This is a genomic window from Streptomyces sp. JH002 (genome assembly GCF_050916115.1).
Classification (GTDB): Bacteria; Actinomycetota; Actinomycetes; order Streptomycetales; family Streptomycetaceae; genus Streptomyces; species Streptomyces xiamenensis.
Genome location: NZ_CP087989.1, coordinates 413,778 through 439,655, shown reverse-complemented (window position 1 = coordinate 439,655; position 25,878 = coordinate 413,778). Strand labels below are relative to the sequence as shown.

General features: G+C 73.5%; 27 protein-coding genes. 18 read left to right on the top strand and 9 right to left on the bottom strand.

Annotated features, from left to right (window positions below):
- Positions 1-63: 63 nt before the first annotated feature.
- Positions 64-642, bottom strand: coding sequence for a DUF5134 domain-containing protein (locus tag H7827_RS01830; protein ID WP_432742090.1), 579 nt, complete (start codon positions 640-642; stop codon positions 64-66).
- 123 nt (positions 643-765) lie between these two features.
- On the opposite strand from H7827_RS01830, the gene H7827_RS01825 reads away from it, so the two are divergent.
- Positions 766-1,341: a GNAT family N-acetyltransferase gene (locus H7827_RS01825; protein ID WP_432742088.1), complete on the top strand. Its 576-nt coding sequence runs from the start codon at positions 766-768 to the stop codon at positions 1,339-1,341.
- Here H7827_RS01825 and H7827_RS01820 read toward each other — a convergent pair.
- Positions 1,322-2,008, bottom strand: a complete 687-nt coding sequence (locus H7827_RS01820; RefSeq protein ID WP_432742086.1) for a glycerophosphodiester phosphodiesterase — start codon at positions 2,006-2,008, stop codon at positions 1,322-1,324. The two genes, H7827_RS01825 and H7827_RS01820, sit on opposite strands and share 20 nt — an antisense overlap.
- Before the next feature lie 190 nt (positions 2,009-2,198).
- Between H7827_RS01820 and H7827_RS01815 the strand changes: the two genes are divergently transcribed.
- The 3 genes from H7827_RS01815 to H7827_RS01805 are packed head-to-tail and all read left to right on the top strand — an operon-like array spanning position 2,199 to position 5,480.
- Positions 2,199-3,599 (top strand): DUF6421 family protein, encoded by a 1,401-nt coding sequence (locus tag H7827_RS01815; RefSeq protein ID WP_386536322.1) that lies wholly within the window; start codon positions 2,199-2,201, stop codon positions 3,597-3,599.
- Positions 3,600-3,645: 46 nt separating this feature from the next.
- A complete protein-coding gene (locus H7827_RS01810; protein ID WP_386536325.1) occupies positions 3,646-4,419 on the top strand; it encodes an SDR family NAD(P)-dependent oxidoreductase in 774 nt (257 codons plus the stop codon).
- A complete protein-coding gene (locus H7827_RS01805; protein ID WP_432742083.1) occupies positions 4,416-5,480 on the top strand; it encodes a threonine aldolase family protein in 1,065 nt (354 codons plus the stop codon). The genes H7827_RS01810 and H7827_RS01805 overlap by 4 nt, the downstream gene beginning before the upstream one ends.
- Positions 5,481-5,542: 62 nt before the next feature.
- Here H7827_RS01805 and H7827_RS01800 read toward each other — a convergent pair whose 3' ends face one another.
- Entirely contained in the window at positions 5,543-6,253 is a 711-nt protein-coding gene (locus H7827_RS01800) for a lysophospholipid acyltransferase family protein (RefSeq protein ID WP_432742081.1), read from the bottom strand.
- Between the two features lie 138 nt (positions 6,254-6,391).
- Between H7827_RS01800 and H7827_RS01795 the strand changes: the two genes are divergently transcribed.
- The 8 genes from H7827_RS01795 (at position 6,392) to H7827_RS01760 (ending at position 13,618) form a co-directional block, all read left to right on the top strand.
- The gene (locus H7827_RS01795; protein ID WP_432742079.1) at positions 6,392-6,757 is read left to right on the top strand and encodes a thioredoxin family protein; all 366 of its coding nucleotides are present in this window, start codon (positions 6,392-6,394) and stop codon (positions 6,755-6,757) included.
- A gap of 85 nt (positions 6,758-6,842) precedes the next feature.
- On the top strand, positions 6,843-7,640 hold the full coding sequence (locus tag H7827_RS01790) for an electron transfer flavoprotein subunit beta/FixA family protein (RefSeq protein WP_046725219.1): 798 nt from the start codon (positions 6,843-6,845) through the stop codon (positions 7,638-7,640).
- A gap of 51 nt (positions 7,641-7,691) precedes the next feature.
- On the top strand, positions 7,692-8,654 hold the full coding sequence (locus H7827_RS01785; protein WP_432742077.1) for an electron transfer flavoprotein subunit alpha/FixB family protein: 963 nt from the start codon (positions 7,692-7,694) through the stop codon (positions 8,652-8,654).
- A gap of 136 nt (positions 8,655-8,790) precedes the next feature.
- On the top strand, positions 8,791-10,071 hold the full coding sequence (locus tag H7827_RS01780) for a DUF6986 family protein (RefSeq protein ID WP_432742075.1): 1,281 nt from the start codon (positions 8,791-8,793) through the stop codon (positions 10,069-10,071).
- A 43-nt stretch (positions 10,072-10,114) separates the two neighbouring features.
- Positions 10,115-11,077 (top strand): ROK family protein, encoded by a 963-nt coding sequence (locus tag H7827_RS01775; RefSeq protein WP_432742073.1) that lies wholly within the window; start codon positions 10,115-10,117, stop codon positions 11,075-11,077.
- A 27-nt stretch (positions 11,078-11,104) separates the two neighbouring features.
- A complete protein-coding gene (locus H7827_RS01770; RefSeq protein ID WP_432742071.1) occupies positions 11,105-12,127 on the top strand; it encodes an NUDIX domain-containing protein in 1,023 nt (340 codons plus the stop codon).
- Positions 12,128-12,218: 91 nt separating this feature from the next.
- The gene (locus H7827_RS01765; protein ID WP_030731937.1) at positions 12,219-12,857 is read left to right on the top strand and encodes a class F sortase; all 639 of its coding nucleotides are present in this window, start codon (positions 12,219-12,221) and stop codon (positions 12,855-12,857) included.
- A 170-nt stretch (positions 12,858-13,027) separates the two neighbouring features.
- Complete coding sequence (locus H7827_RS01760) at positions 13,028-13,618, top strand: hypothetical protein (RefSeq protein ID WP_432742069.1); 591 nt, start codon at positions 13,028-13,030, stop codon at positions 13,616-13,618.
- 25 nt (positions 13,619-13,643) lie between these two features.
- On the opposite strand, the gene H7827_RS01755 is transcribed toward H7827_RS01760, so the two are convergent.
- Entirely contained in the window at positions 13,644-15,044 is a 1,401-nt protein-coding gene (locus H7827_RS01755) for a dipeptidase (RefSeq protein ID WP_432742067.1), read from the bottom strand.
- 173 nt (positions 15,045-15,217) lie between these two features.
- Between H7827_RS01755 and H7827_RS01750 the strand changes: the two genes are divergently transcribed.
- Positions 15,218-16,483: a geranylgeranyl reductase family protein gene (locus H7827_RS01750; RefSeq protein ID WP_386541790.1), complete on the top strand. Its 1,266-nt coding sequence runs from the start codon at positions 15,218-15,220 to the stop codon at positions 16,481-16,483.
- 256 nt (positions 16,484-16,739) lie between these two features.
- On the opposite strand, the gene H7827_RS01745 is transcribed toward H7827_RS01750, so the two are convergent.
- Both H7827_RS01745 and H7827_RS01740 read right to left on the bottom strand, forming a co-directional pair.
- A complete protein-coding gene (locus tag H7827_RS01745; RefSeq protein ID WP_432742065.1) occupies positions 16,740-16,997 on the bottom strand; it encodes a DUF6332 family protein in 258 nt (85 codons plus the stop codon).
- A 30-nt stretch (positions 16,998-17,027) separates the two neighbouring features.
- On the bottom strand, positions 17,028-18,275 hold the full coding sequence (locus H7827_RS01740) for an MFS transporter (protein WP_432742063.1): 1,248 nt from the start codon (positions 18,273-18,275) through the stop codon (positions 17,028-17,030).
- A 17-nt stretch (positions 18,276-18,292) separates the two neighbouring features.
- Between H7827_RS01740 and H7827_RS01735 the strand changes: the two genes are divergently transcribed.
- Positions 18,293-19,501, top strand: a complete 1,209-nt coding sequence (locus H7827_RS01735) for an ROK family protein (protein ID WP_030731951.1) — start codon at positions 18,293-18,295, stop codon at positions 19,499-19,501.
- Positions 19,502-19,531: 30 nt separating this feature from the next.
- On the opposite strand, the gene H7827_RS01730 is transcribed toward H7827_RS01735, so the two are convergent.
- Positions 19,532-19,726, bottom strand: a complete 195-nt coding sequence (locus H7827_RS01730; RefSeq protein WP_030731954.1) for a hypothetical protein — start codon at positions 19,724-19,726, stop codon at positions 19,532-19,534.
- 194 nt (positions 19,727-19,920) lie between these two features.
- Here H7827_RS01730 and H7827_RS01725 point away from each other — a divergent pair, with 194 nt between their 5' ends.
- The 4 genes from H7827_RS01725 to H7827_RS01710 all read left to right on the top strand — a co-directional run bounded on the left by H7827_RS01725 (position 19,921) and on the right by H7827_RS01710 (position 23,968).
- Positions 19,921-21,159, top strand: a complete 1,239-nt coding sequence (locus H7827_RS01725; RefSeq protein ID WP_030731957.1) for a MurT ligase domain-containing protein — start codon at positions 19,921-19,923, stop codon at positions 21,157-21,159.
- A gap of 22 nt (positions 21,160-21,181) precedes the next feature.
- Positions 21,182-21,910 (top strand): type 1 glutamine amidotransferase, encoded by a 729-nt coding sequence (locus H7827_RS01720; protein ID WP_030731960.1) that lies wholly within the window; start codon positions 21,182-21,184, stop codon positions 21,908-21,910.
- A 30-nt stretch (positions 21,911-21,940) separates the two neighbouring features.
- Positions 21,941-22,867: a cytochrome c oxidase assembly protein gene (locus H7827_RS01715; RefSeq protein ID WP_030731963.1), complete on the top strand. Its 927-nt coding sequence runs from the start codon at positions 21,941-21,943 to the stop codon at positions 22,865-22,867.
- A 336-nt stretch (positions 22,868-23,203) separates the two neighbouring features.
- Complete coding sequence (locus H7827_RS01710; protein ID WP_432742060.1) at positions 23,204-23,968, top strand: transglycosylase SLT domain-containing protein; 765 nt, start codon at positions 23,204-23,206, stop codon at positions 23,966-23,968.
- A 207-nt stretch (positions 23,969-24,175) separates the two neighbouring features.
- On the opposite strand, the gene H7827_RS01705 is transcribed toward H7827_RS01710, so the two are convergent.
- Together H7827_RS01705 and H7827_RS01700 are read right to left on the bottom strand one after the other, a co-directional pair.
- Positions 24,176-24,955 carry an SDR family NAD(P)-dependent oxidoreductase gene (locus H7827_RS01705; protein ID WP_364241311.1) on the bottom strand — a complete coding sequence of 260 codons (780 nt, stop codon included), beginning with the start codon at positions 24,953-24,955 and terminating at the stop codon, positions 24,176-24,178.
- Positions 24,956-24,963: 8 nt separating this feature from the next.
- Positions 24,964-25,659 carry a TetR family transcriptional regulator gene (locus tag H7827_RS01700; protein ID WP_432742057.1) on the bottom strand — a complete coding sequence of 232 codons (696 nt, stop codon included), beginning with the start codon at positions 25,657-25,659 and terminating at the stop codon, positions 24,964-24,966.
- Positions 25,660-25,878 lie beyond the last annotated feature (219 nt).

Here is a 25,878-nt window from a genome sequence, read left to right as displayed (position 1 = left end):
CCCGTCAGCCTAGAGGCCGCCCCGCTCCCGCCCGGCGCCGGGGTGATCCGTCCCACACCGTCCTCACATGGACACCAGCATCACCAGCATCCCCAGCGACAACGCCAGCCGGCAGCCCGCCGCCACCTCCGGCGACCGTTCCGCCACCTCCGGCGACCGTTCCGCCGGCTCCGCCCCGCCGCCGGCCACCGGTCCGGCTCCCGCCGCCACCGGCGCGGGCAGCACCGGCACCACCAGGGCACCCGTCCGCAGCGCGTACAGCGCGAAGTACGCCAGCAGCACCCCGGTGAGCACCGGCACGCCGCCCGCACCGTGTCCCGCCGGGCCGAGCATCGCCAGCCCCATGTACACCATGGCCAGCGCCTCCACGACGTGGTGGGCCCGGTGCGCGGGCCGCGCCCGCAGCAGGGCGGAGCAGCCCGCCAGCACGCCGAAGAACACCACGTACGCCTGCCCCGGCGCCGCCGCTCCGGCCCCTGGCACCGCCATGACCGCCATGCCGAGGCCCATGGCCCCCTCGACGCCCGCCGGCCGCCGCGCTCCCCGCCCAGGACCGGTCGCCGCCCGGTACAGGCAGTACAGTCCGGTGCTCCCGCACAGGGCCACCAACAGCCACCCCACCACCACCGGTCCCTCGTGCATCGCACCCCTCCCGATGTCCGCCCCCCGTTCCCTGCCCGCGCCCCCGCCGGGCTACGACGGCGCACGGAAGCGCTGGGAGCGCGGGGGGGGTGAGCGGTGGGCACGCGCGTACGATGGACCGCTGTGACAGCAGCAGCAGAACTGGTCTTCGCGACGGCGACCGAGGCCGATGTGCCCGCGCTCGTCGCCCTCGTGGAATCCGCCTACCGGGGGGAGTCCAGCCGCGCGGGCTGGACCACCGAGGCGGATCTGCTGGACGGACAGCGCACCGACCCCGAGGGCGTCCGGGACGCCATCGGCGACCCGGCCGGACTGGTGGTGACGGTCGCCCTGCCGAAGGACACCGGCGCCGGGCCCGCCCCGCTGCTGGCCTGCTGTCAGCTGCAGCACCGCCCGGACCCGCGGGGCCCGGGCGCTGCCTACTTCGGGATGTTCGCGGTGAGCCCCACCGCCCAGGGCGCCGGCATCGGCGCGGCCGTGCTGGCCCACGCCGAGCGGACGGCCCGTACCGTCTGGCGGGTGGAGCGGATGGAGATGCAGGTGATCACCGCCCGCACCGACCTCATCGCCTGGTACGAGCGCCGCGGCTACACCAGGACGGGGGAGTGCGCCCCGTTCCCGTACGGTGACGAGCGCTTCGGCCTCCCGCGCCGGCCCGACCTGGAATTCGAACGGCTGGTCAAGCCGCTGGGCGGCTGAGCTCCGCCACGATCTCCGGCCGGTCGGTCACCACCCCGTCCAGGTCCAGTTCGCGCACCCGCGCCAGGTCCTCGCCGGTGTTGACCGTCCAGCTGATCACCTCCAGGCCCAGCGCCCGGCACCGGTCCACCGCCTCCCGCGTCAGATGCGGCAGCTCCGCCGAGACCAGATCCGCGCCCAGCTCCCGGGCCCGTTCCGCGGCGGTGTCCGTGGAACGTCCGGTGACCAGGCCGATGGGCTGCTCGGGCAGCAGGCCGCGGACGGTGCGCAGCGCCTCGTCGTGGAAGGAGATCACCCGCACCCGCCCGGCCAGCCCGCGGGCGGTGATGACGGCCGCCAGTGCCGTCGCCGCGGCCGGGTCCTTGATCTCGGCCTGCAGGGGCAGGGCGACCGCCTCGGTCACCTCCTCGAACAGGGGCACCCGCTCCCCGAGGCCGGCGTCCAGTTCGCGCAGCGCGTCGGCGGTGTGGTCGGCGACCGGCCCGGCGCCGTCGGTGGTGCGGTCCACGTCGGCGTCGTGCATCACCACCAGCGCGCCGTCCTTGCTCAGATGCAGATCCAGTTCGATGACGTCCACGCCCTCCCGCTCGGCACGGACGAAGGACCGCAGGGTGTTCTCCGGCTCCACGCCCATCAGCCCGCGGTGCCCGACGATCATGAGTGACATGGGGCCACCGTAGCGGCGCCCGGTGACGCCCCGCTGAACACCGCGCGAGGCGCCCGCAACACCCACCAGGGCAGGAAAAGTTTTTGTCTAAACATGCTGTCGCCGCATAATTTCCCGGATCTCGGCTTGATCGACAGACCTTCCCCGGATACGGTGCAAGTACGCGAGGATCTTTTGTGGAGGAGTGATCATGCCGGAAACCCTGGCCCCCACCACCGCCGAGGAGTATCCGCCGACCCCGGCGGCCCGCGTCGTGGACCACCCGGCCTGGCCCCGGCTCAAGCACGCCGTCGAAGCCGTACGCCCCGCCCAGTCGCCGGACGGCTCCATCGACTTCGACGCCGAGGGAGCCCCGCCCCGCGCCGCCGTCGAGCGCGACATCGAGCGCGTCATCACCGAACTGCGGACTCTGTCACCTCTGTTGCCGCACGACGCCGCCTATCACCGGGCGCTGGAGAGCGACCTGCGCCGCTGGGCGGACGAGGGCTTCGGGGTCCCCGACTTCCTCGACTCGCTGCTCGCCTTCCGGCCCGCCGAGCACCGCGCCGACGGCCTCCAGCACCTCGTGCTGTTCCCCATGTACACCCAGAACGGCAACCCCGACCGCAACCTGGAAGCCGTCGTGGTGCGCGTCGTGTGGCCCGAGTGGCTCGCCGAACTGGAGCGCACCCGCTACGACAACCCGATGTTCCTCGGGATCACCTTCGAGGACTTCACCCCCGGCTACGACACCAACTCCGCCGTGCTGTTCCCGGAGACCATCGCGGTCCGCGAGGCCCCCGAGCGGTTCAGCTGGGGCGGCATCTTCTGCGACCGCGAGGCCGCCCGCTTCCGCAAGGTCGTCGCCGCCGCCGGCGAGGTCACCAGCCTCGCCCTCCCCGAGGACGCCCAGGGACTGCTCACCGACCAGGAGCGCACCCAGCACACCTTCGTCCTGTGGGACATGATCCACGACCGCACCCACAGCCACGGCGACCTGCCGTTCGACCCCTTCATGATCAAACAGCGCCAGCCCTTCTGGATGTACGGCCTGGAGGAGCTGCGCTGCGATCTCACCGCCTTCCACGAGGCGGTCCGGCTGGAACGCGAGGGCCTGCCCCAGGCCCGCGACGTCCAGTACGCCATCCTGCTCGACCGGATCTTCCGCTTCCCCGTCACCGGCGCCCGCAACCGCAACTACGACGGCCTCGGCGGCCAGCTGCTGTTCGCCTACCTTCACCAGAACGGCGCGCTCCAGTGGACGGACAACCGGCTCAGCATCGACTGGGAGCACGCCCGCGCCCTGACCGTGCGGCTGCGCGAGGAGATCGAGACCCTGTACCGGCTGGGCATCGACCGCCCCAAGATCGTCCACTGGTTCAAGGCGTACGAGTTGGTCAGCGCCTACCTCTCCCCGCACCCCGGCTCGACCTGGGCCAAGGGTCCCGAGGCCCTGGACCTCAGCCAGCCCCCGCGCAAGCTCGTCGACGACGTCCTGCCGGACGAGTTCCCGCTCAGCCTGTTCTACGAGGCGCTGGCCAAGAAGCTCCGCAAGGTGATCGAATCCACCCGGGGCATCACGGCGGACACCCCCGTCCGACAGGCGGCCTGACCGGGCGCCGGGCCATGATGGAAGAGCCCCGAGGAAGCGAGGGACGATGACCGACACCGACGCAGCGCCCACCACCGGCCCCCTGGACGGCGCGGTCGTCGCCGTCGCCGGGGCGGCGGGACCGGCCGGCGCCGCCACCCTGCTCAGCCTGGCCCGCGCCGGAGCCACCGTGGTGGCCGCCGACGCCGACCCCGAACGCCTGGCCGCCGCGGTGGACGCCGCCCGTTTCGCCCACGGCGGAGCCACCGTCACCGGTGACACCGTCGACCTCCTCCACCTGGACACCGCCCGCCAGTGGGCCGCCAGGACCGAGAAGGAGTACGGGCGGATCGACGGCCTCGTCCACCTCGTCGGCGGCTGGCGCGGCTCGGCCTCCTTCGCGGACACCGACCTCGCCGACTGGGACGTGCTGCACGACCTGCTGATCCGCACCGTGCAGCACACCTCCCTCGCCTTCGAGGGCCCCCTGGCCCGCAGCGGGAACGGCCGCTACGTCCTGGTCTCCGCCGCCGGCGCCACCCGCCCCACCGCGGGCAACGCCGCCTACGCCGCCGCCAAGGCCGCCGCGGAGGCCTGGACCATGGCCCTGGCCGACAGCTTCCGCAAGGCGGGCACCGACGCCGGCGGCCCTCCGCCGTCCGCCGCCACCGTCCTGATCGTCAAGGCCCTGGTGCACGAGGCCCTGCGTGCCGAGCGCCCGGGAGCGAAATTCGCCGGCTTCACCGATGTCACCGACCTCGCCGAGGCCGTCACCGGTCTGTGGAGCAGGCCCACCGAGGAAGTGAACGGAACCCGCCAGTGGCTCACCCCCCAGCCGTGACCGACACCGACGCCCGCCGTCACCACGATCCGAGCGTGCGCGGCTTCGCCAGTGACAACTACGCCGGCACCCACCCCGAGATCCTCGCCGCCCTCGCGCTGGCCAACGGCGGGCACCAGGGCGCGTACGGCGACGACGACTACACCCGCCATCTCCAGGACGTGATGTGCCGCCACTTCGGCGCCCGTGCCGAGACCTTCCCGGTCTTCAACGGCACCGGCGCCAACGTCGTCGCGCTCCAGGCGCTCACGGACCGCTGGGGCGCCGTCATCAGCGCCGACACCGCGCACATCCACGTGGACGAGGGCGGCGCCCCCGAGCGGGTGGGTGGCATCAAGCTGCTCACCGTGCCCACCCCGGACGGCAAGCTCACCCCCGCCCTGATCGACCGCGAGGCGCATGGGTGGGACGACGAGCACCGGGCGATGCCCCAGGTCGTCTCGCTCGCCCAGAGCACCGAACTGGGCACCCTCTACACCCCCGACGAGCTGCGGGCCATCGCCGACCACGCGCACGAGCGCGGCATGACCGTCCACCTGGACGGGGCCCGGCTCGCCAACGCCGCCGCCGCCCTGGACCTGCCGCTGAGCGCCCTCACCACCGACGCGGGGATCGACGTCGTCTCCTTCGGCGGCACCAAGAACGGCCTGCTGTACGGGGAGGCCCTGGTCGTCCTCTCCCCGGACTCGGTGCGCGCCATGCGGCACCTGCGCAAGCTGTCCCTCCAGCTCGCGTCCAAGATGCGGTTCGTGTCCGTCCAGTTCGAGGCGCTGCTGGCCGGTGACCTGTGGCTGCGCAGTGCCGGGCACGCCAACGCGATGGCCGCCCGGCTGGCGGCGGGGGTGGCGGACGTGGAGGGTGTGGAGATCCTCTACCCGGTCCAGGCCAACGCCGTCTTCGCCCGGTTGCCCCGGGAGGCCGCCGAGCGGCTGCGCAAGCGCCACCGGTTCTACTTCTGGGACGAGAACGCCGGCGATGTGCGCTGGATGTGCTCCTTCGACACCACGCGCGAGGACGTCGACGCCTTCCTGGCGGCCCTGCGCGAGGAAATGGCGCGCTGAGCGTCCGCGCCCCGCGCGTCACCGCCCGCCCGGACCGTGCGTCCGGGCGGGCGGACGCCGTGTCACGCCTGCCGCGGCTCCGGTGCCGTACCGCCCAGGTGCGCCGGCAGCCACCAGGTGTCCTCGGGACCGCGCGGGCCCTCGGGGTACGCGGCCTGGGCCGCCTCCAGCAGCCCCTGCATCCGCTCGCGCATCCGTTCGGTCAGCGCCACCGCCGACTCGGCCGGGTCGGCGGTCATCGGCTCGCCGATCCGGATGGTGATCGGGTAGTGGCGGCGGCGCAGGTCCCGCTTGCGGCCCTTGGTCCACACCCGCTGGGTGCCCCACAGGGCGACCGGCAGCACCGGGACCTGGGCCTCCTGCGCCATCCGCACCGCGCCCGACTTGAACTTCTTCAGCGTGAACGAGGGCGAGATCGTCGCCTCGGGGAACACTCCGACGATCTCCCCGCCGCGCAGCGCCTCCAGCGCGTGCTGGAACGCGTGCTCGCCCTGCTTGCGGTCCACCGGTATGTGCTTCATGCCGCGCATCAGCGGTCCGGAGATCTTGTGCTTGAACACCGAGTCCTTCGCCATGAAGCGCACCAGCCGCTTGGACGGCCTGGCCGCGAATCCGGCGAAGACGAAGTCCAGGTACCCGATGTGGTTACTGACCAGCACGGCACCACCGGACGTCGGCACATGCTCGCTGCCGGCGATGTCCAGACGCAGATCGAGCGCCTTGAACAGCGTTCTGGCGGCGGCGACGACCGGCGGATAGACAAGCTCTGCCATGCGGGACCCTTCATTCGTGCGGTCGTGGTGACCGCGCACAACCTACGCTGCCGTAACTTCCGGCATCCGCAGATAGTGCCCCGATTCCGGTGTGATTGGCTAGCCCGGGAAACCGACCGGGGCGGACGGAGAGTGACGATGACCGGGAGCGGGCGCCGTGAGCAGCCGCTGACCCCCGCCGTGCTCGGCGTCGCGGGTCCGCTGGGGGAGCGGGCCACCCTGGTGCACTTCTCCAGCGCCTTCTGCCGGCCCTGCGCGGCCACCCGGCGCGTTCTCACGCAGGTCGCCGCCATGGTCCCCGGTGTCCGGCACGTGGAGATCGACGCCGAGGCCCACCTGGAGACGGTGCGCGCCCTGCGGATCACCGCCACCCCCACCGTACTGGTCCTGGACGCCACCGGGCGCACCGTGCGCCGCGCGGCCGGGATGCCCCGCAAGGCCGACGTCATCGCCGCGCTGGGCGAAGCGGTCCGCGACCCGGCCGACGGTCCCACCGACGCGTAGCGCAGGTCACATTGCGGCATGCTTGATGGCGGCATATAGGCTGGGTTTACTGACCAGTAACAACCGGGTGATCAGAGGAGCCGGCGTGAGCCTGAGGATCGTTGTCTGTGTGAAGTACGTGCCCGACGCCACCGGTGACCGGCACTTCGCCGAGGACTGGACACTGGACCGCGACGACGTCGACGGCCTGCTGTCCGAACTCGACGAGTACGCCGTCGAACAGGCCCTCCAGATCGCCGAGAGCGCCCGCGAGGCCGGCGAGGAGGCCGAGATCACCGTGCTCACGGTCGGCCCCGAGGACGCCGCCGACGCGCTGCGCAAGGCGCTGTCCATGGGCGCCGACAAGGCCGTCCACGTCGAGGACGACGACCTGCACGGCACCGACGCGCTGGGCACCTCCCTCGTCCTGGCCAAGGCCATCGAGCACATCGGCTACGACCTCGTCGTGTGCGGCATGGCCTCCACCGACGGCGCCATGGGCGTGCTGCCGGCCATGCTCGCCGAGCGGCTCTCCGTCCCCCAGGCGACGCTGCTGTCCGAGCTGACCGTCGCCGGCGGCACCGTCACCGGGCGCCGTGACGGCGACGCCGCCACCGAGCGGCTGAGCGCCCAGCTGCCCGCCGTCGTCTCCGTCACCGACCAGTCCGGCGAGGCCCGCTACCCCTCCTTCAAGGGCATCATGGCCGCCAAGAAGAAGCCGGTGGAAGCCCTGGACCTGGAGGACCTCGACCTGGACGCCGAGCGGGTGGGCCTGGCCGGATCCCGTACCGAGGTCATCTCCGCCACCGAGCGCCCGGCGCGCACCGCGGGCGAGATCGTCACCGACGAGGGCGAGGGCGCCGGGCAGCTGGCGGGCTTCCTCGCCGGCCAGAAGTTCATCTGACCGCCGCCCGCCCCTCGTCCGCCGCCCGCACCTTCCGCAGGAGACATCACCATGGCTGAAGTCCTCGTCCATGTCGACCACCTCGACGGCGCCGTCCGCAAGCCCACCCTCGAACTGCTCACCCTCGCCCGCCGCCTCGGTGACCCGGTCGCCGTCTTCCTGGGCGCCGGGGCCGACGCCGCCGCCGGCGTCCTCGCCGAGCACGGCGCCGTCCGCATCCTGACCGCCGACGCCCCCGAGTTCGCCGACTACGCGATCGTGCCCAAGGTGGACGCCCTCCAGGCCGCCCACGACGCGGTGCGCCCGGCCGCCGTCCTGCTGCCCTCCTCCGCCGAGGGCAAGGAGATCGCCGCCCGGCTCGCGGTGCGGCTGGACTCCGGCATCATCACCGACGCCGTGGACCTGAGCGCCGACGACCAGGGGCCGGTGGCCACCCAGTCGGTCTTCGCCGCCGCCTACACCACCACCTCCCGCGTCACCCAGGGCACGCCGATCATCACGGTCAAGCCCAACTCCGCCACCCCCGAGGCCGCCCCGGCCGCCGGCACCGCCGAGCCGCTCGCCGTCACCTTCGGTGACGCCGCCACCGGCACCAAGGTCACCTCCCGCACCGCGCGCGAGTCCACCGGCCGGCCCGAGCTGACCGAGGCGGCCATCGTGGTCTCCGGCGGACGCGGCGTCGGCGGCGCCGAGAACTTCGCCGTCATCGAGGCCCTCGCCGACTCCCTCGGTGCCGCCGTCGGCGCCTCCCGCGCCGCCGTCGACGCCGGCTGGTACCCGCACTCGCACCAGGTCGGCCAGACCGGCAAGAGCGTGTCCCCGCAGCTGTACGTCGCGGCGGGCATCTCCGGCGCGATCCAGCACCGGGCCGGCATGCAGACCTCCAAGACGATCGTCGCCGTCAACAAGGACGCCGAGGCCCCGATCTTCGAGCTGGTCGACTACGGCGTGGTCGGCGACCTCTTCGAGGTCCTGCCCAAGCTGACCGAGGAGATCAAGGCCCGCAAGGGCTGACCCGGCCGCCCCACAGGGGCCACGCACCCGGTCCAGGACAACGGCGCCCGCCGCACGGCGGGCGCCGTTGTCTTTCCCCCGCGCGCCGGTTAGCTTCGTTCAACGAACTGTTGAACGACGGGCCGAGGAGCCGCCGGTGGATCAGCGTCAGGCCCGTACCAGCATCCCCGCCGCCACCCGCCGCGCCGTCGACGCCTCCCTCGCCGGCGTCGACGCCCATCTGGCCCGCCACTACCCCGGCGAGGCCGCCACCCGGCAACCGGTGCACACCGTCTACGTACCCGCCGACCGCTTCGCGCCGGACACCGCCCGGGAATGGGGCATCGCCGCCCTCGCGCTGCTGGACACCCACGCCCCCGACCCCGCCGCCCTGGCCGCCGTCCTCGGCCTGCCCGAGGACCTCGCCGGCGAGATCCACCACCGGGTCCGCGCCAAGCTCACCAGGGAGCCCGTCGAGGACCTCCGCATCGACTTCGAGGACGGCTACGGCCGCCGGCCCGACACCGAGGAGGACGCGGACGTCCTGCGTGCCGCCGCCCACATCGCCACCGCCCGCCGCCGGGGCATCGCCCCACCCGGCATCGGCATCCGCTTCAAGAGCCTGGAAGCCCCCGTACGCGAGCGGGCGATCCGCACGCTCGATCTCTTCCTCAGCGCCCTGCTGGAGGACGGACCACTGCCCGGGGAACTGCGCCTGACCCTCCCCAAGGTCTCCCACCCCGACCAGATCACCGCCATGGCCCGGCTGTGCGAAGCCTTCGAGACCGCCACCGGACTGCCGGCGAACCGCCTCACCTTCGAGGTCCAGATCGAGACCACCCAGGCCATCCTCGGCGCCGACGGCCGCGCCACCGTCGCCCGGCTGATCGCCGCGGCCCCCACCCGGGTGGCGGCCCTGCACTATGGCACCTTCGACTACAGCGCCGCCTGCTCCGTCAGCGCCGCCCACCAGGCCCCGGACCACCCCGCCGCCGACCACGCCAAGGCCGTGATGCAGGCCGCCGCGGCCGGCACCGGCGTGCGCCTGTCCGACGGCTCCACCAATCTCCTGCCCACCGGGGACACCGCTCAGGTGCACCAGGTATGGCGCCACCACCACGCCCTCGTCCGGCGGTCCCTGGCCCGCGCCTACTACCAGGGCTGGGACATGCACCCCGGCCACCTGCCCACCCGCTACGCCGCCGTCTACACCTTCTACCGCCAGGGCCTGCCCGGTGCCGCCCGCCGGCTGGCCGCCTATCTCGGCGGCACGGGCAACGGCGAGCGCACCGTGCTCGACGAACCCGCCACCGCCCGCGCGCTGGCCGCTTTCCTGCTGCGCGGGCTGCACTGCGGGGCACTGGACGGCGCCGAGGTCACCGCCGCCACCGGGGCCGGCCCCGACGCGCTGCGCACCCTGGCGGCCCCACCCGGCTGACCGCTCTGGACAACCCGCCCCGTTCCGGACAGGCTTCCCCCTCATGGACCTGGATCTTGTCGCAGCCGTGGACATCGGCGGCACCAAAGTCGCGGCCGCCCTCGTGGACGGCGACGGCACCCTGCTGGCCCGCGCCCAGCGGCCCACCCCCGCCCGGGAGGGCGCGGAGCGGGTGCTGGCCGCCGTCACCGGCACGCTCACCGCCCTGATGGCGGACGAGCGCTGGCGGCGGGTGGGTGCCATCGGCATCGGCAGCGCGGGCCCCGTGGACGTCCGTACCGGCACCGTCAGCCCCGTCAACATCCCCGCCTGGCGCGACTTCCCGCTGGTGGCGGGGGTCCGGGCGACCACCGGCGCCCTGCCGGTCACCCTGCTCGGCGACGGCAACGCCATCGCCGCCGGGGAGCACTGGCGCGGCGCCGCCCGCGATCACGACAACGCCCTGTGCATGGTGGTCTCCACCGGCGTGGGCGGCGGGCTGATCCTGGACGGCACCCTGCACCCCGGCCCCACCGGGAACGCGGGCCACATCGGGCACATCAGCGTCGACCTCGACGGAGAAGTCTGCCCGTGCGGCGGCCGGGGCTGCGTGGAGCGCATCGCCAGCGGCACCAACATCGCCCGCTGGGCCACCGCGGCGGGCTGGCAGCCGCCCGCCGGGGCCGAACCGACCGCCGCCGCCGTAGCCGCCGACGCCCGCACCGGGCACCCCGTGGCCCGGGCGGCCTTCGCCCGCTCGGCGCGGGCCCTGGCGGCCGGCATCGCCGCCACCGCGACCCTCGTCGAACTGGACGTGGTCGTCGTCGGCGGTGGCGTCAGCCAGGCCGGCGCGGTGCTGTTCACCCCGCTGCGCGAGGCGCTTCACACGTACGCCACCTTGCCGTACGTCCGGGGCATCGAGGTGCTCCCGGCCCAACTGGGCACCGACGCGGGCCTGGTGGGGGCCGCGGCCGTCTGCCGCCGAGGCGCGGACACGTTTTTGACACCGGGACAAGCGGGCAACTGACTCACGGGCGAAAAAGGAGGGGGATCCGTGATCATCTGGCTGAACGGCGCATTCGGTGCCGGCAAGACCACGGCCGCACGGGAACTGATCGACCTGCTGCCGGGCAGCCGGCTCTACGAACCCGAACTGGTCGGCGCCAGCCTGCGCGCCACGCTCCCCAAGGAGCGCCTGGCCGAGGTGGACGACGTGAGTGAACTGCCGTCCTGGCGCAGACTGGTGGTGGACACCGCCGCCGCTCTGCTGTCCGAGATCCCCGGCCCGCTCATCGTCCCGATGACCCTGCTGCGGCAGGAGCACCGGGATGAGATCTTCGGTGGTCTGGCCACCCGGGGGATCGCGGTGCGGCACTTCCTGCTGCACCTTGAAGAAACGTTCCTGCGTGGACGGATCGACGGTCGCGCCACCACCGACGACGACGCCGCCCGCCGGCACGGACTCGCCCAACTGCCCCACTACAGCGCCGCACTGCCCTGGCTCACCCACGACGCGCACACCATCGACACCCACGGACACACCCCGCGCCGCACCGCCGAGGCCATCGCCGAGGCCATCAGCCTCGACCAGGGCGCCTGCCCCATCGTGCAGACCCCGCCGCCGCGCACCGAGACGCTCGCCGCCGGCATGCTCCTGTTCGACGACCACGACCGGGTGCTCCTGGTGGACCCCACCTACAAGCCCGGCTGGGAGTTCCCCGGCGGCATCGTCGAGGCGGGCGAGCCTCCCGCCCGGGCCGCCGTGCGCGAGGTCGCCGAAGAACTCGGCCTCAGCCTGCCCCCCCGGCCCGATCTCCTCATCGTCGACTGGGAGCCGCCGCGCCCCCCGCGCCCCGGCGGGCTGCGGCTGCTCTTCGACGGCCGCCGGCTGACCGCCGACCAGATCCGCGCCATCCGGCTGCCCGCCGACGAACTGCGCGCCTGGCGCTTCACCACCGAGGACGAGGCACGGACCCTGCTCTCCCCGAACCGCTTCGACCGGCTGCGCTGGGCCCTGCACGCCCGTACCCGGGGCCGCCCCCTCAACCTGGAGGCCGGCGTCCCCGTCGGTGGCTGACACCCCGCCGAATCGCGCCACCGCCACCCGCGCCCTACCGTGTGCCTGACGGCCCCACACCGGGGGAGACCCCCACCAACGGTGAACCGCCATGCACATATCGACCCACCGGCCCCCCGACCGCGACAGCTGGGGCACCCGCCTGGCCGCCGCCGGCCTCGGCTGCGCCCTGGTCCTCGGCCTCCAGCTGATGCACCAGGCCACCGGCGCCGGCGGCCCGCCCCAGCCCTCCGCCCCGGGCACCGCCGCCGGCGCGGGCACCGCCCACCCGCCCCAGCCCTCCGTCGCCCCCACCCGCGTCGGCATCCCCGCGATCGGCGTCGACGCCGCCCTGACCCCGGTCGGCCTGGACCCCGAGGGCTGGCTCCAGGCCCCGCCCTCCGACGCCGGGCACCTCGCCGGCTGGTTCACGGACGCGCCCGCCCCCGGCGCCCGGGGCACCGCCGTCCTCACCGGACACGTCGACACCGCCGAAGGGCCCGCCGTCTTCTACTCCCTGGGCGCCCTCGGCACCGGCGAGACCATCACCGTCACACGCGAGGACGGCAGCACCCTCGGCTTCACCGTGTACGACATCGCCGTGTACGACAAGGACCGGCTCCCCGAGCGGGTCTACGCGGACACCGGGCAGCCCGAACTGCGGGTCCTCACCTGCGGCGGCAGCTACCACCCGGAGACCGGCTACACCGGCAACGTCGTCGTGTACGCCACCCTGACGGCCGTCCACTGACCCGGGTGGCCGCATCCGGTGACCCGTTCACCGCATCCGCGTGGCCGGACACCACCCACCGCGCCTAACGTCACCCAGCACACGGAGCCGAACCGCCCCTCCCGCCCCACCAGCAACACCCGCCCCACCAGCAACACCCGCCACACCGTCATTCCGGACGAGGAGCCCCCATGACCGCCCTGACCACCCTCGCCGTCACCGCGCTCACCGGCATAGCCCTGACCGCCGCGGCCCCCGCCCAGGACAGCGACTCCTTCGCCTTCACCCTCTCTCCGCAGACCGTCCAGCCCGGCGGCACCGTCACCCTCACCGCCACCGGCTGCACCGGCGCCGAGGCGTTCGCCGAGTCCGGCGTCTTCGACCGGATCAGCCTGGGTACCCCGGGGCAGACCCAGAGCGCCCGCACCACCGTCAACCCGGCCGCCCGCCCCGGCAGCACCTTCGACGTCACCTTCACCTGCGGCGGCCAGAGCGGCCGTACCACCCTCACCATCAACAGCACCGTCGCCGCCGCGGCCACGCCCACCCCCGCCGCGACTCCCGCCGCCACCGCCGGCACGGCGACGGCGGCAGCGGGCAAGGAGGGCGCCCCCACCCCCACCGCCGACTCCACCACCCTGCCCACCCTGGGTTCCCAGGCCGGCACCGGCGGCTCCCAGCGGGACTTCACGCCCGTCCTGCTCACCGGGGCCGGCCTCACCGCGGCCGCCCTCAGCGGCGGCGTCCTCCTGTACCGCCGCCGGACCCAGCAGCAGCGCTGACCGGCCCGGCGGCGGCGCGGAATCGTTACGCCCGCGCACCCTCCGCCCGCTGGTCCGCGTACCCCAGGACGAACAGCGCCTCGGCCACCGCCATCCGCTCCAGCTCCCGCGGGTCCACGCTCTCGTCCACCGCGTGGATCCGCGCGGCCGCGTCGCTCAGCCCGATCAGCAGGATCTCCGCCTCCGGATACAGCCCCGCCAGCGTGGCCGTCAGCGGGATCGAGCCGCCCTGGCCCACCACCGCCATCTCGGCGCCCTCGTACGCCGCCCGCATCGCGTCGGCCATGGCCGTGTACGCGGGGGAGGTGGTGTCCGCCAGGAACCCCTGGCCCTCACCCGCCGGGTCCACACTCACCCGCGCGCCCCACGGCGCGCGCGCCCGCAGATGGTCCGCCAGCAGCCCGGCCGCCGCACCCGCGTCCACCCCCGGCGGCACCCGCAGGCTCACCAGCGCCCCCGCGCTCGCCTGCACCGACGGCGTCGCACCCACCACCGGCGGGCAGTCGATGCCCAGCACCGTCACCGCGGGCCGCGCCCACAGCCGGTCCGCCACCGTTCCGGAGCCGATCAGCTCCACGCCCTCCAGCACCGCGGCGTCCTCCCGGAACGCCTCGTCCGCGTACGCCGTGCCTGGCCACACCCCCGAGGAGTCCAGGCCGTCCACCGAGGTCGAACCATCCGCGGCCCGCAGCGAGTCCAGCATCCGGATCAGCGCCGCCAGCGCGTCGGGCGCCGCCCCGCCGAACGCCCCCGAGTGCAGATTCCCCTCCAGGGTGTCCACCCGCACCCGCACCATCGCCATCCCGCGCAGCACCGCCGTCACCGTCGGCTGCCCCGCCCGTACGTTCCCGCTGTCCCCGATCACGATGGTGTCCGCCGTCAGCAACTCCGGGTGCTGCTCCGCGTATCGCTCAAGGCCCCCGGTGCCCTGCTCCTCGGAACCCTCCACGATCACCTTCACCGTCACCGGCACCCCACCGGCGGCCCGCAGCGCCCGCAGCGCCAGCAGGTGCATCAGCACCCCGCCCTTGCAGTCGGCCGCGCCCCGCCCGTACCAGCGCCCGGCGCGCTCCGTCAGCGTGAACGGCGGCGAGGTCCACGCGTCCTCGTCCAGCGGCGGCTGCACGTCGTAATGCGCGTAGAGCAACACGGTCGGCGCGCCCTGCGGACCGGGCAGCAGCCCGTACACGGACTGGGTGCCGTCCGGGGTGTCCAGCAGCCGCACATCGGTGAACCCCTCGCCGCGCAGCGCGTCCGCGACCCACCGCGCCGCCGCCTCGCACTCGCTCGGCGGGAACTGCTCCGGATCGGCGACCGACCGGAACGCCACCAGCCGCGCCAGTTCCTCGCGCGCCGCGGGCATCATCGCGGCCACCGACGCGGCGATCGCGCTGTGCGGACCGGAGTGCGGAGAAGAATGCTGCATGAAAGGCTCCTTGAGCTGCGTGCCGCCACCCGCGCACCAACCCCGGGCACGCCCGGGCCGCGTACCTGACCGGGAATGACAGCCGATCATCCCACAGCGAACCGCCGCCCACCCGGGACCGTAGGATGCCAACGCGAGGACGGAACGGACGGGCAGCGGGAGCAGCGAACAGCGTGAGCAGCGAGAGCGGAGCCGAGAACACAGTGGTGTGGGACGTCGTCGTCGTCGGAGCGGGCCCCGGTGGCGCCTCCGCCGCGCGTGCCGCCGCCGAGGCCGGGCGGCGGGTCCTGCTTCTGGAGAAAGCCGAACTGCCCCGCTACAAAACCTGTGGCGGCGGCATCATCGGCCCGTCCCGCGACGCGCTGCCACCCGGCTTCGAACTGCCCCTGCGCGAACGCGTCCACGCCGTGACCTTCTCCCTGAACGGCAAACTCTCCCGCACCCGCCGCTCCAAGCGGATGCTCTTCGGCCTCGTCAACCGCGCCGAGTTCGACCAGCGCCTGGTCGACGCGGCGGTGCGCGCCGGTGCCCGGCTGCGTACCAAGGCCGCGGTCTCGCGTGTAGAACAGCACGGCCCGGCCGTGCCCGACCGGCGCACGGTCGCCGTCGTGCTCAGCGGCGGGGAGACGATCCTGGCCCGCGCCGTCGTCGGCGCGGACGGCAGCGCCAGCCGGATAGGGGCGCACGTCGGCGTCCGTCTGGACCGGGTCGATCTCGGCCTGGAGGCCGAGATCCCGGTTCCGCCCGAGGTCGCTGCCGACTGGGCCGGCCGTGCCCTGATCGACTGGGGCCCGCTGCCCGGCTCCTACGGCTGGGTCTTCCCGAAGGGCGACACCCTCACCGTGGGCGTCATCTCCACCCGTGGCGACGGCGCGGCCACCCGTCGCTATCTGGAGGACTTCACGACCCGGCTCGGCCTGTCCGGCTTCGAGCCGGCCATCTCCTCGGGCCACCTGACCCGTTGCCGGGGCGAGGACTCACCGCTCTCCCGGGGGCGCGTGCTGGTGTGCGGAGACGCGGCGGGGCTGCTGGAGCCATGGACCCGGGAGGGCATCTCCTTCGCGCTGCGCTCCGGCCGGCTGGCCGGCCAGTGGGCGGTGCGGATCGCCGACGCGGGGGACGCCGTCGACGCGCGCCGCCAGGCGCTCAACTACACGTTCGCCATCAAGTCGGGTCTGGGTGCCGAAATGGGCGTGGGCCGCCGCATGATCGGCATATTCGGCCCGCGTCACCGGCTGCTGCACACCGCGCTCATCGGCTTCCGTCCCGCCTGGAACGCCTTCGCCCAGATCACCCGCGGCTCCACCACCCTGGCCGGGATCGTGCGCAATCACCCGGCCGCCCGCCGCGCCCTGGCCGCGCTGGACCGCACCGACCCCGCCGCGACCCCCGCCGACGAGGGAGCCGCGCCCGCCGACGAGAAGTCGCGCAAGGAGTAACGGCGCCCACACCGTACGGGGTTCACGGCGAGCCGGTGGCACCCCGTACGGCGTGGACACGGCGACTCAAGCGCCCCTGCCGGGGGCGGGGTTCGCCCCAACCTCCCCCAGCCTCGGCCCGGGACCGGCAGGTCCGGGGCCGGACCGTCCCGCGTGCGGGGGAGGGACACCGCCGGGCCTTACGCTTCGGTCCGCCGGGGACCGTGCGACCCTGTCCCGGGCGCGCGGAACCCTCGCCACCGGACTCAACGCGTGGTCATCGCCGAGGAGTCCGTTCCGGTGGGCCGGCCGGTGGCTCCCACCGCCACAGAACGCGCACCACGCGTACGGTGAACGCCACGCCCGCCGCCGCGCAGGCCGCCATCAGCCAGGCGTCGCGACCCGGCGCCTCCAGCACTTCCACCGGCACCCACACCACGGCGAACACCGCCGCCGCCCGCAACGCACCGGTGAGCAGCGCGAACACCAACTCCACCGTCAGCGCGTCCCGCTCGGCCTCACTCCGCGCCGCCATCGCGCCCCCCTTCCGTTTCCGGCGAGTCTCTCAGGAGACGGCCTGGGCCGACCCGCGCATTGCGTACGCGATGGCGGCGGCGGCCGCCGACAGCAGCGCCACCGAGGTCAGGGCCGTCGCCAGGGAGAACCAGTCGGCCAGGAAACCGATCGCCACCGGCCCCAGCAGCATTCCGCCGTACCCGACCGTCGAGGCCGCCGCCACGCCGCGCGGCCCGGCCAGCGACCCGGCCTGACCGATCGCCACCGGGAAGATGTTCGCCAGACCCAGACCCGTCACCACGAAACCCAGCAGCGCCGGCCACACCGAGGGCGCGAGCGAGGCCAGCAGCATCCCCGCCGCGGCCAGCGAACCGCCGGCCACCATCGCCCGGGTCTGCCCCAGTCGCAGCAGCAGCCAGGTGCCCGACAGCCGCCCCACCGTCATCGCCAGCGCGAACACGGTGTACCCGGCCGCCGCCAGGCCCTCGCTCGCCAGCAGCGTCTCGCGCAGGTGCAGCGCGCTCCAGTCCGCCAGCGCGCCCTCCCCGTACGCCGTGCACGCCGCCACCACCCCGAGCACCACGACCAGCCACCCCACCGGGCCCGCGGCGCCGGCCCGCGGCGCGCTCCCGGCCGCCGGTTCCGGCCCCGGCCCGGGCGCGCGCGGCGCCGGATGGGCCAGCAGCGCGCGTCCGGCCACCACCGCCACCAGTACGCCGATCAGCGCCAGCGCCGACAGATGCCAGGCCGCCGACAGTGACCCGGCCACCAGCCCGCCGGCCCCCGCGCCCACCATCCCGCCCAGTGAGAACGCCGCGTGGAAGGAGGGCATCACGGGCCGCCCCAGTGCCGCGACCAGATCGACGGCCGCGCTGTTGGCCGCCACGTTCATGCCGCCGAACCCGGCCCCGAACAGCAGCAGCATCGCCCCCAGCACCACGGCCGAATGCGCGTGTGCCGGCAGCGCCACACTGGCCGACAGCAGCAGCGCCGCACCCACCGTCACCGGGTGGTTGCCCAGCCGCTGACACAACCGCCCCGTCAGCGTCATCGTCACGACCGCGCCCACCGAGACGCCCAGCAGCGCCAGCCCCAGCGCGCTGGCCGACGCCCCCGTCTGCTCCTTCACCGCCGGGATGCGCACCACCCAGCCGGCGAACACGAAACCGTCCACGGCGAAGAACGCCGTCAGCGCGTACCGCAGTTGACGCAGCGCCGGATCGACCGTCCTCCGACCGTCGCCGGCCCGGCGGTTTCCCCGTTCCGACCCGGCCCTGAATTTGTTCATCGAAGGCACAAAGTCAGAATAGGGACGTGACCCGCTCTCGTACAAGGCTGGAACGCGGCCGCAACGCGCTCGGCCCCGCCCTTCAGCTCGTCCATACCGGACGGGCCCCCACTCGCGCCGTCCTCACCACCGAACTCGGCGTCACCCGTGCCACGGCGGGCGCCGTCGCGGCCGAGCTCCAGACTCTCGGGCTGATCACCGTGGACGCCCGCCCCGGCGCCCCGGCCGGTGCCCAGGGCCGCCCTTCCCACCGGCTGTCCATCGCCGACGACGGCCCCGTCGTCCTCGCCGCCCAGGTGCACGCCGACGGCTACCGCGCCGCTCTCGTCGCGCTGGGCGGCGGCATCGTCGCCACCACTCCCGCCTGCCAGACCGTGGACGCCGACCCCGCCCAGGTCATCGGAGAACTCGTCGCCGCCGGTGCCGAACTCCTGGCCGCCAGTGGGCGCCGCTGCGTCGGGGCCGGACTCGCCGTCCCCTCCGCCGTCGCCGAGCCCGAGGGCACCGCTCGCGGGCCGCTGCATCTCGCCTGGCCCGCCGGGGCCCCCGTCCGCGACATCTTCAACCGCTGCCTGGCGGACGCCGGATTCACCACCCGGGGCCACTGCGGCAACGACGTCAACCTCGGAGCCCTCGCCGAGCACCGCCACGGCGCCGGGCACGGCGCCCGCCATCTGCTGTGCGTCGCCACGGGGCACCGCGGCGTGGGCGGGGCCCTCGTCCTGGACGGGCGGCTGCACACCGGCAGCGCCGGGCTGGCCCTGGAGGTCGGGCACCTCACCGTCGATCCCGCCGGGCGGCCCTGCCAGTGCGGCAGCCGGGGCTGCCTCGACGTGGAGACCGACCCCCTCGCCCTCCTGGACGCCGCCGGGCGGCCCCCAGGGCCCGAGGGCTCCCTGCTCGACCAGGCCCGCGACCTGATCCGCACCGAGTACGCCACCGACCCGGCCGTACGCGCCGCCACCCACGCCGTCGCCGACCGCCTCGGCCAGGGGCTGGCCGGCCTCGTCAACATCCTCAACCCCGACCGCATCATCCTGGGCGGGCTGCACCGCTGGCTGCTGGAGGCCGATCCCGCCCGGCTGCGCGCCGCCGTCCGCGACCACAGTCTGTGGGGCAAGGACAGCAACGCCGCCATCCTGCCCTGCACCCTGGACCACAACAGTCTCGTCGGCGCCGCCGAGCTCGCCTGGCAGCCCATCCTCGACGATCCGCACGCCGCCCTTCCGGGCTGACCGCCGCCCCGCACCCCCACCCCCACCCCTCTACAGGCCGAAGCCGCCCAGCAGCGAGGCCAGCGACTCACCGCCGGCCGTGATGCCCGGCGCGAGGGCCGTCCCCGACAGATAGAAGCCGAACAGCGCGCACACCACCGCGTGCACCGGCTTCAGTCCGTCCTTGCGGAAGAACACCAGCATCAGCACCGCGAGCAGAACCACCCAGGAAACCGACAGGATCACGACCACTCCCTTCACCGTAAGCACCCTAAAGCCCACAAAGAGTAATGATCACTCGATACGGGCAAATGGGTGAAAGCCGCCCAGGGTGCGGGGAACGCCCCCGCCACGCCGCACACTTGACCGGATGCGGTGCGAGTACCGCCGCAGACCTCGATAGGCTGGTCATCGGTCTAGGGCAAGGAGGAGCCAGGACGATGTCAGAGAGCACGCCGCTGTCACCACGGGCCAGGCTGGCCGTGACGGCGGGCAAGGCAGCAGCCGCCGTATCGCGCGCCGCCGGCCGCGGAAGCGGATCGGTGATCGGCGGGCGCGTAGCCCTGAAATTCGACCCCGAACTGCTGTCCCGGCTCGCCGGACATCTGGACGTGGTCCTGATCTCCGCGACCAACGGCAAAACCACCACCACCCGCCTGGTCGCCGAGGCCCTGCGCGCCGGTGGCGAGGTCGTCTCCAACGCCCTGGGCGCCAACATGCCCGCCGGCATCACCTCCGCGCTGTCGGCCGGCGCCGAAGCCCGCTTCGGTGCCCTGGAGGTCGACGAGAAGTACCTCATCGCCGTCGCCCAGGACGTCAACCCCAAGGCGATCGCCCTGCTCAACCTCTCCCGCGACCAGCTCGACCGCGCGGCCGAGACCCGCATGATGGCCGAGCACTGGCGCGAAGGGCTCCAGGGCACCAAGGCCATCGTGATCGCCAACGCCGACGACCCCCTCATCGTGTGGGCCGCGTCCTCGTGCCCCAACGTGGTGTGGGTCGCCGCCGGCCAGGCGTGGAAGGACGACGCCTGGTCCTGCCCCTCGTGCGGCGGAGTGCTCCAGCGCCCCGACGACACCAACTGGAAGTGCGCCCAGTGCGGCTTCGGCCGCCCCACACCCACCTGGGTGCTCTCCGGCGACAATGTGCTCGACCCGCACGGCGCCTCCTGGCCCATCCACCTCCAGCTCCCCGGCCGCGCCAACAAGGCCAACGCCACCTCGGCCGCCGCCGTCGCCGCCACCTTCGGGATCTCCCCCCAGGTCGCCCTCCAGCGCATGCAGTCGGTGGCCGCCGTCGCGGGCCGCTACGACGTGGTCCAGTACGAGGGCCGTGACATCCGGCTCCTGCTCGCCAAGAACCCGGCCGGCTGGCTGGAGACCTTCTCCCTGATCGACCCGGCCCCGGCCCCGGTCATCCTCGGCGTCAACGCCCGAGGCGCGGACGGCACCGACACCTCCTGGCTGTGGGACGTCGACTACACCCGGCTCACCGGCCACCCCATCGCCGTCATCGGCGACCGCCGCCTGGACCTGGCCGTCCGCCTGGAGGTGGCCGGCCAGAACTTCCAGGTCTACGAGACGGCGGCCGAGGCCATCCGCAACCTGCCTCCCGGCCGCATCGAGGCGATCGCCAACTACACGGCGTTCCAGGACCTGCGCCGCGTCGTCGGCAACTGACACCAAGGAAGGCCAGCACACCATGACCGCCTCCAGCCTGCGCCTGGTCTGGGTCTACCCCGACCTGCTCAGCACCTACGGCGACCAGGGGAACGTCCTGGTCGTCGAGCGCCGGGCCCGTCAGCGCGGACTCGCCGTCGAGCGCGTCGACGTCCGCTCCGACCAGCCCGTCCCCACCACCGGTGACATCTACCTCATCGGCGGCGGCGAGGACCGCCCCCAGCGCCTGGCGGCGGAGCGTCTGCGCCGCGACGGCGGCCTCACCAAGGCCGCCGAGTCCGGCGCGATCATCTTCTCCGTCTGCGCCGGTTACCAGATCCTGGGCCGCGAGTTCGTCAACGACCTCGGCGAGCGCGAGGCGGGCCTCGGCCTGCTGGACGTCATCAGCGTCCGCGGCACCGGAGCCCGTTGCGTCGGCGATGTCCTCGGCGACGTCGACGAGCGTCTCGGCCTGCCCCAGCTGACCGGCTTCGAGAACCACCAGGGCGTCACCCAGCTCGGCCCCGGCGTGCGTCCCTTCGCGAAGGTTCACTTCGGCAACGGGAACGGCACCGGGGACGGCACGGAGGGCGCCTGGCGCGACACCATCTTCGGCACCTACATGCACGGTCCCGTGATGGCCCGCAACCCGCAGATCGCCGATCTGCTGCTCCGCCTCCACCTGGATGTTCCCGCGCTCCCCCCGGTGGACGACCGCTGGTACGACGCCCTGCGCACCGAACGCGTCGCGGCGGCCACCCAGACCGTCTGACCGAAAACGCCGGGTCATATCCTGTTGCCCATGGACCACGGTGACCACGGCACGATGGCGGATCTGCCGCCGTTTTCCTTCGCACGCGGAATGGAATTCGGCGGCGATCCCGTCTTTCTCGCGGGCAGCCTGATCGTGCTCGCGCTCTATCTGTGGGGCGCCTTCCGCCTCCACCGCCGGGGTGACCGCTGGCCCGTCGGCCGCACGGTCTCCTTCGTCCTGGGCATCGTCTCGATCCTCGCCGTGACGGCCACCGCGCTGAACGACTACGGCATGGTGCTGTTCAGCGTGCACATGGTGCAGCACATGGTGCTCAGCATGGTCACCCCCATCCTGCTGCTGCTCGGGGCCCCGGTCACCCTCGCGATGCGGGCCCTGCCCCCCTCGGCGCCCCGCCGGCTCCTGATCGCCTTCCTGCACACCCGCTACGTACGGGTGCTGACCAGCCCGGTCTTCACGATCCCGCTGTTCATCGCGAGCCTGTACGGCCTGTACTTCACCCCGATCTTCGACTTCCTGATGGGCTCCAGGACCGGCCACATCGCGATGATGGTCCACTTCCTGGCCGTGGGTCTCGTCTTCTTCTGGCCGATCATGGGCGTGGACCCCGGCCCGCACCGCTCCGGCTACGTGATCCGCCTGCTGGAGCTGTTCGCGACGATGCCCTTCCACGCCTTCTTCGGCATCGCCCTGATGATGGGCAGCGAGCCCATGATCGCCACCTTCGCCGATCCGGCCGCTTCCCTGGCCACGGACGCCCTGGCCGATCAGTCCGCGGCGGGCGGCATCGCCTGGGCCTTCAGCGAGATCCCCACGGTCCTGGTGCTGATCGCGCTCGTCTTCCAGTGGTGGGCCTCGGAGGAGCGCACGGCGCGCAGGGAGGACCGCCAGGCCGACCGTACGAACGACCAGGCCCTGGCCGACTACAACGCCTATCTCGCCTCCCTCGCCAAGTAATCTCCGTCGGCCCCCTCCGCCGCGCCCCTGGGTCAGCGCGGGACCACGGTGGGTGCGCCGGCGCACCGGTCATCCGCTCACCACGTGTAGGTCCGCCGCCGCTCCGGGTGACGTCGAGGGGGGTGCGCTGTGAGGCGGGGCACGAGACGGCGGTCACATCCGATGCGGGGTAGGAGGCGCCCAGCCCCCAGCAAAGCGGACAAAGTGCCCATATGGCGGCTCGCTACGAGGCGTGGTCGCAGAGATGCTCTTTGCTCCGGGGGTGGGGGCACGGGCAGGGTGGCGTTGTCGCACTTCGCGGCATATCCCCGTCTCGTGAGGATCGAGGTGTTTTGTATGACCGCCACCCACGGCGTTTCCCGCATCCGGACCCGCACGGCTGCTGTGGCCGGCATTGTGACCGCCGGGGCCGCGGCTCTGTCCCTCGTCCACGCCCCGGGTGCCGCTGCCGACGCGCACACCACCGCCGTCGCCCCCACCACCATGAGCACCAGCGCTCCGGCCTTCACCCCGCCCACCGGCCAGGGCACCACCGACCAGGCCCCCAAGGCCGGCGACAGCGCCGCCGCGGGCAGTGCTGACACAGGCAGCGCCGCCGCTGCCACCGACACGGCCGAGGCCCCCGCGGCCAAGCCCGCCGCCGCTGCCGCCGACACCGCGGCGCAGGCCCAGCAGAAGGAGTCCGCTCCGGCGGACAAGGGCCGCGGCGCCCAGTACAACGCCGACGGAACCCTGGTCACCATCGACCGCAAGGAGCAGCCCAAGCCGCAGCCCGCCTCGGCCGAGCAGATCGACCAGTGGATCAACCAGGCCCTGGACGTCATGAAGGCGAACGGCATCCCCGGCAGCTACGACGGCATCAAGAGCAACCTGATGCGCGAGTCCAGCGGTGACCCCCACACCATCAACATGTGGGACAGCAACGCGCACAAGAACATCCCGTCCAAGGGCCTGCTGCAGGTCATCGACCCGACCTTCGACCAGTACCACGTGGACGGTACGAGCAAGGACGTCTACGACCCGGTGGCCAACATCGCCGCGGCCTGCAACTACGCGGCCGACCGCTACGGCTCCATGGACAACGTGAACAGCTCCTACTGACGGTCCGACGGTCGCCTGATCCGACCCGGACCGAGCTGGGCCCACGCCCGGAGCTCCCCGTGCCCCTGCGGCACGGGGAGCTCCGGGCGTTCGCGGTCGGTGGACCGGGAGGCCCGTGCCGGACATCGAGACCTCCCCGGTCACGGTGGCCGAACCGGGCACGGTGGGCGGCGGGACGAGGCGCTCCGGCGGGCACCGCGGTGCGGATCAGACGGCGGTGTAGCCGCCGTCCACCAGGTGGTAGCTGCCGTACACGAAGGACGCGCGCGGGGACAGCAGGAACGTCACCAGCTCGGCGACCTCCTCGCTGGTGCCCAGGCGCCCGGCCGGGTGCAGGGCGACCAGGCCCTCGTACTGGGCGCGGTCCATGTCCTGCAGCAGCGGCGTCTCGATGAAGCCGGGGCCCACGGCGTTGATCCGGATGTTCTTCGTGGCGTACTCGGCGGCGGCGGTCTTGGTCAGGCCGATCACGCCGTGCTTGGCGGCGACGTACGCGGAGGAGCCGGGGGAGGCCACGCTTCCCAGGATCGAGGCGACGTTCACGATCGCCCCGCCGGAGCCGGCGGCCTCGATGGCGGGCAGCTCGTGGCGCAGGCAGTGGAAGACGCCGTCGAGGTTGGTGCGCACGACCCGGTTGTAGGCGTCGATGTCGTACTCCCCGGTGGGGGCGACGGGACCGCCGACACCGGCGTTGTTGACGGCCAGGTGCAGACCGCCGAAGGTCTCGACGGCGAAGGCCACACCGGCCTGGACGGAGGCGGGGTCGGTGACGTCCATGGTGACGGCGGCGGCCGACAGGCCCTCGGAGCGCAGGGTGGCGGCGGCTTCCTCCGCACCCTCGGCGCGGTAGTCGGCGACGACGACGTCGGCCCCTCCGGCGCCCAGCCGGCGGGCGGTCGCCAGTCCGATGCCGGAGGCGGCGCCGGTGACCAGGACGGTGCGGCCGGTGAACTCGGTGGCGTAGTCGGGTACGGGGGTGGTGCTCATGGTGCTGTTCACTTTCTTCGTGCGGATAGGGCCTCGCGGTCGGCGGCGGCAGCCGCTTCCTCCGTGAGGGCGTCATAGGAGCGCTCCACCAGCACGGCGAGGTCGGCCACGGCGCGGCTCTGGTCGCCGCTGGGTGCGTGGCGCGCCCACAGCCGCATGGCGGCGGTCAGCACACCGGCCGCGGCGTCGACGACCACAGTGGGACGGGGGTCGTGGGCGGGGTCCACGGCCAGCCGCGCGGCGACGATGCCGACCGATTCCTCCTGGGCGTCGACCCGGATGCGCTGGTAGGCGGAGAAGAGCGAGGGATCGCTGTCGATCCTGGCGAGCAGCGCGCGGATCTCGGGGCGGTGGTGCGAGGCGGGGGTGTCCCGGTCGGTGAGCCAGTGCCCGACCGCGCGCCGGTAGGCGATCAGCGGCGGTTCCGCGGCGGGCCGCTCGCGCAGGAGAGCGTTGATGCGACGGCCGTCCTCCCGGACGAAGTCCAGGGCCGCCTCCTCCTTGCTCGCGAAGTAGCGGCTGAAGGTACGGCGGGCGACATCGGCGCGGTCGGCGATCGCGGCGACGGTCACCTCGTCGGGGCCGTGCCGCAGCACCAGCTCCAGGGCGGCGGCGGCGAGTGCTTCGCGGGTGCGCCGTGCCTTGCGCTGCCGGCCGTCCTCACGGGGGGCGGGGATCGGCAGGGGAGACCTGTTCACCGTCATGGCACCGACGTTACACCCACTCATGTCCCATGGGGACAAGAGTCCCGGTGGGACAGAAACGGTTGCCTCGCGCTGTGCCGGCTGAGTCCCGGCGCGACTCCTCGGACGCCGTTCCCGCGTGACCGGACACGCGGCGTCACCATCGGGGCCGCACCGTGACCGTCCCGGTTTCCGGGTCGCTTCCCGGGCCGGGCCGGCCGCCCACCGGCCGGCGGACCC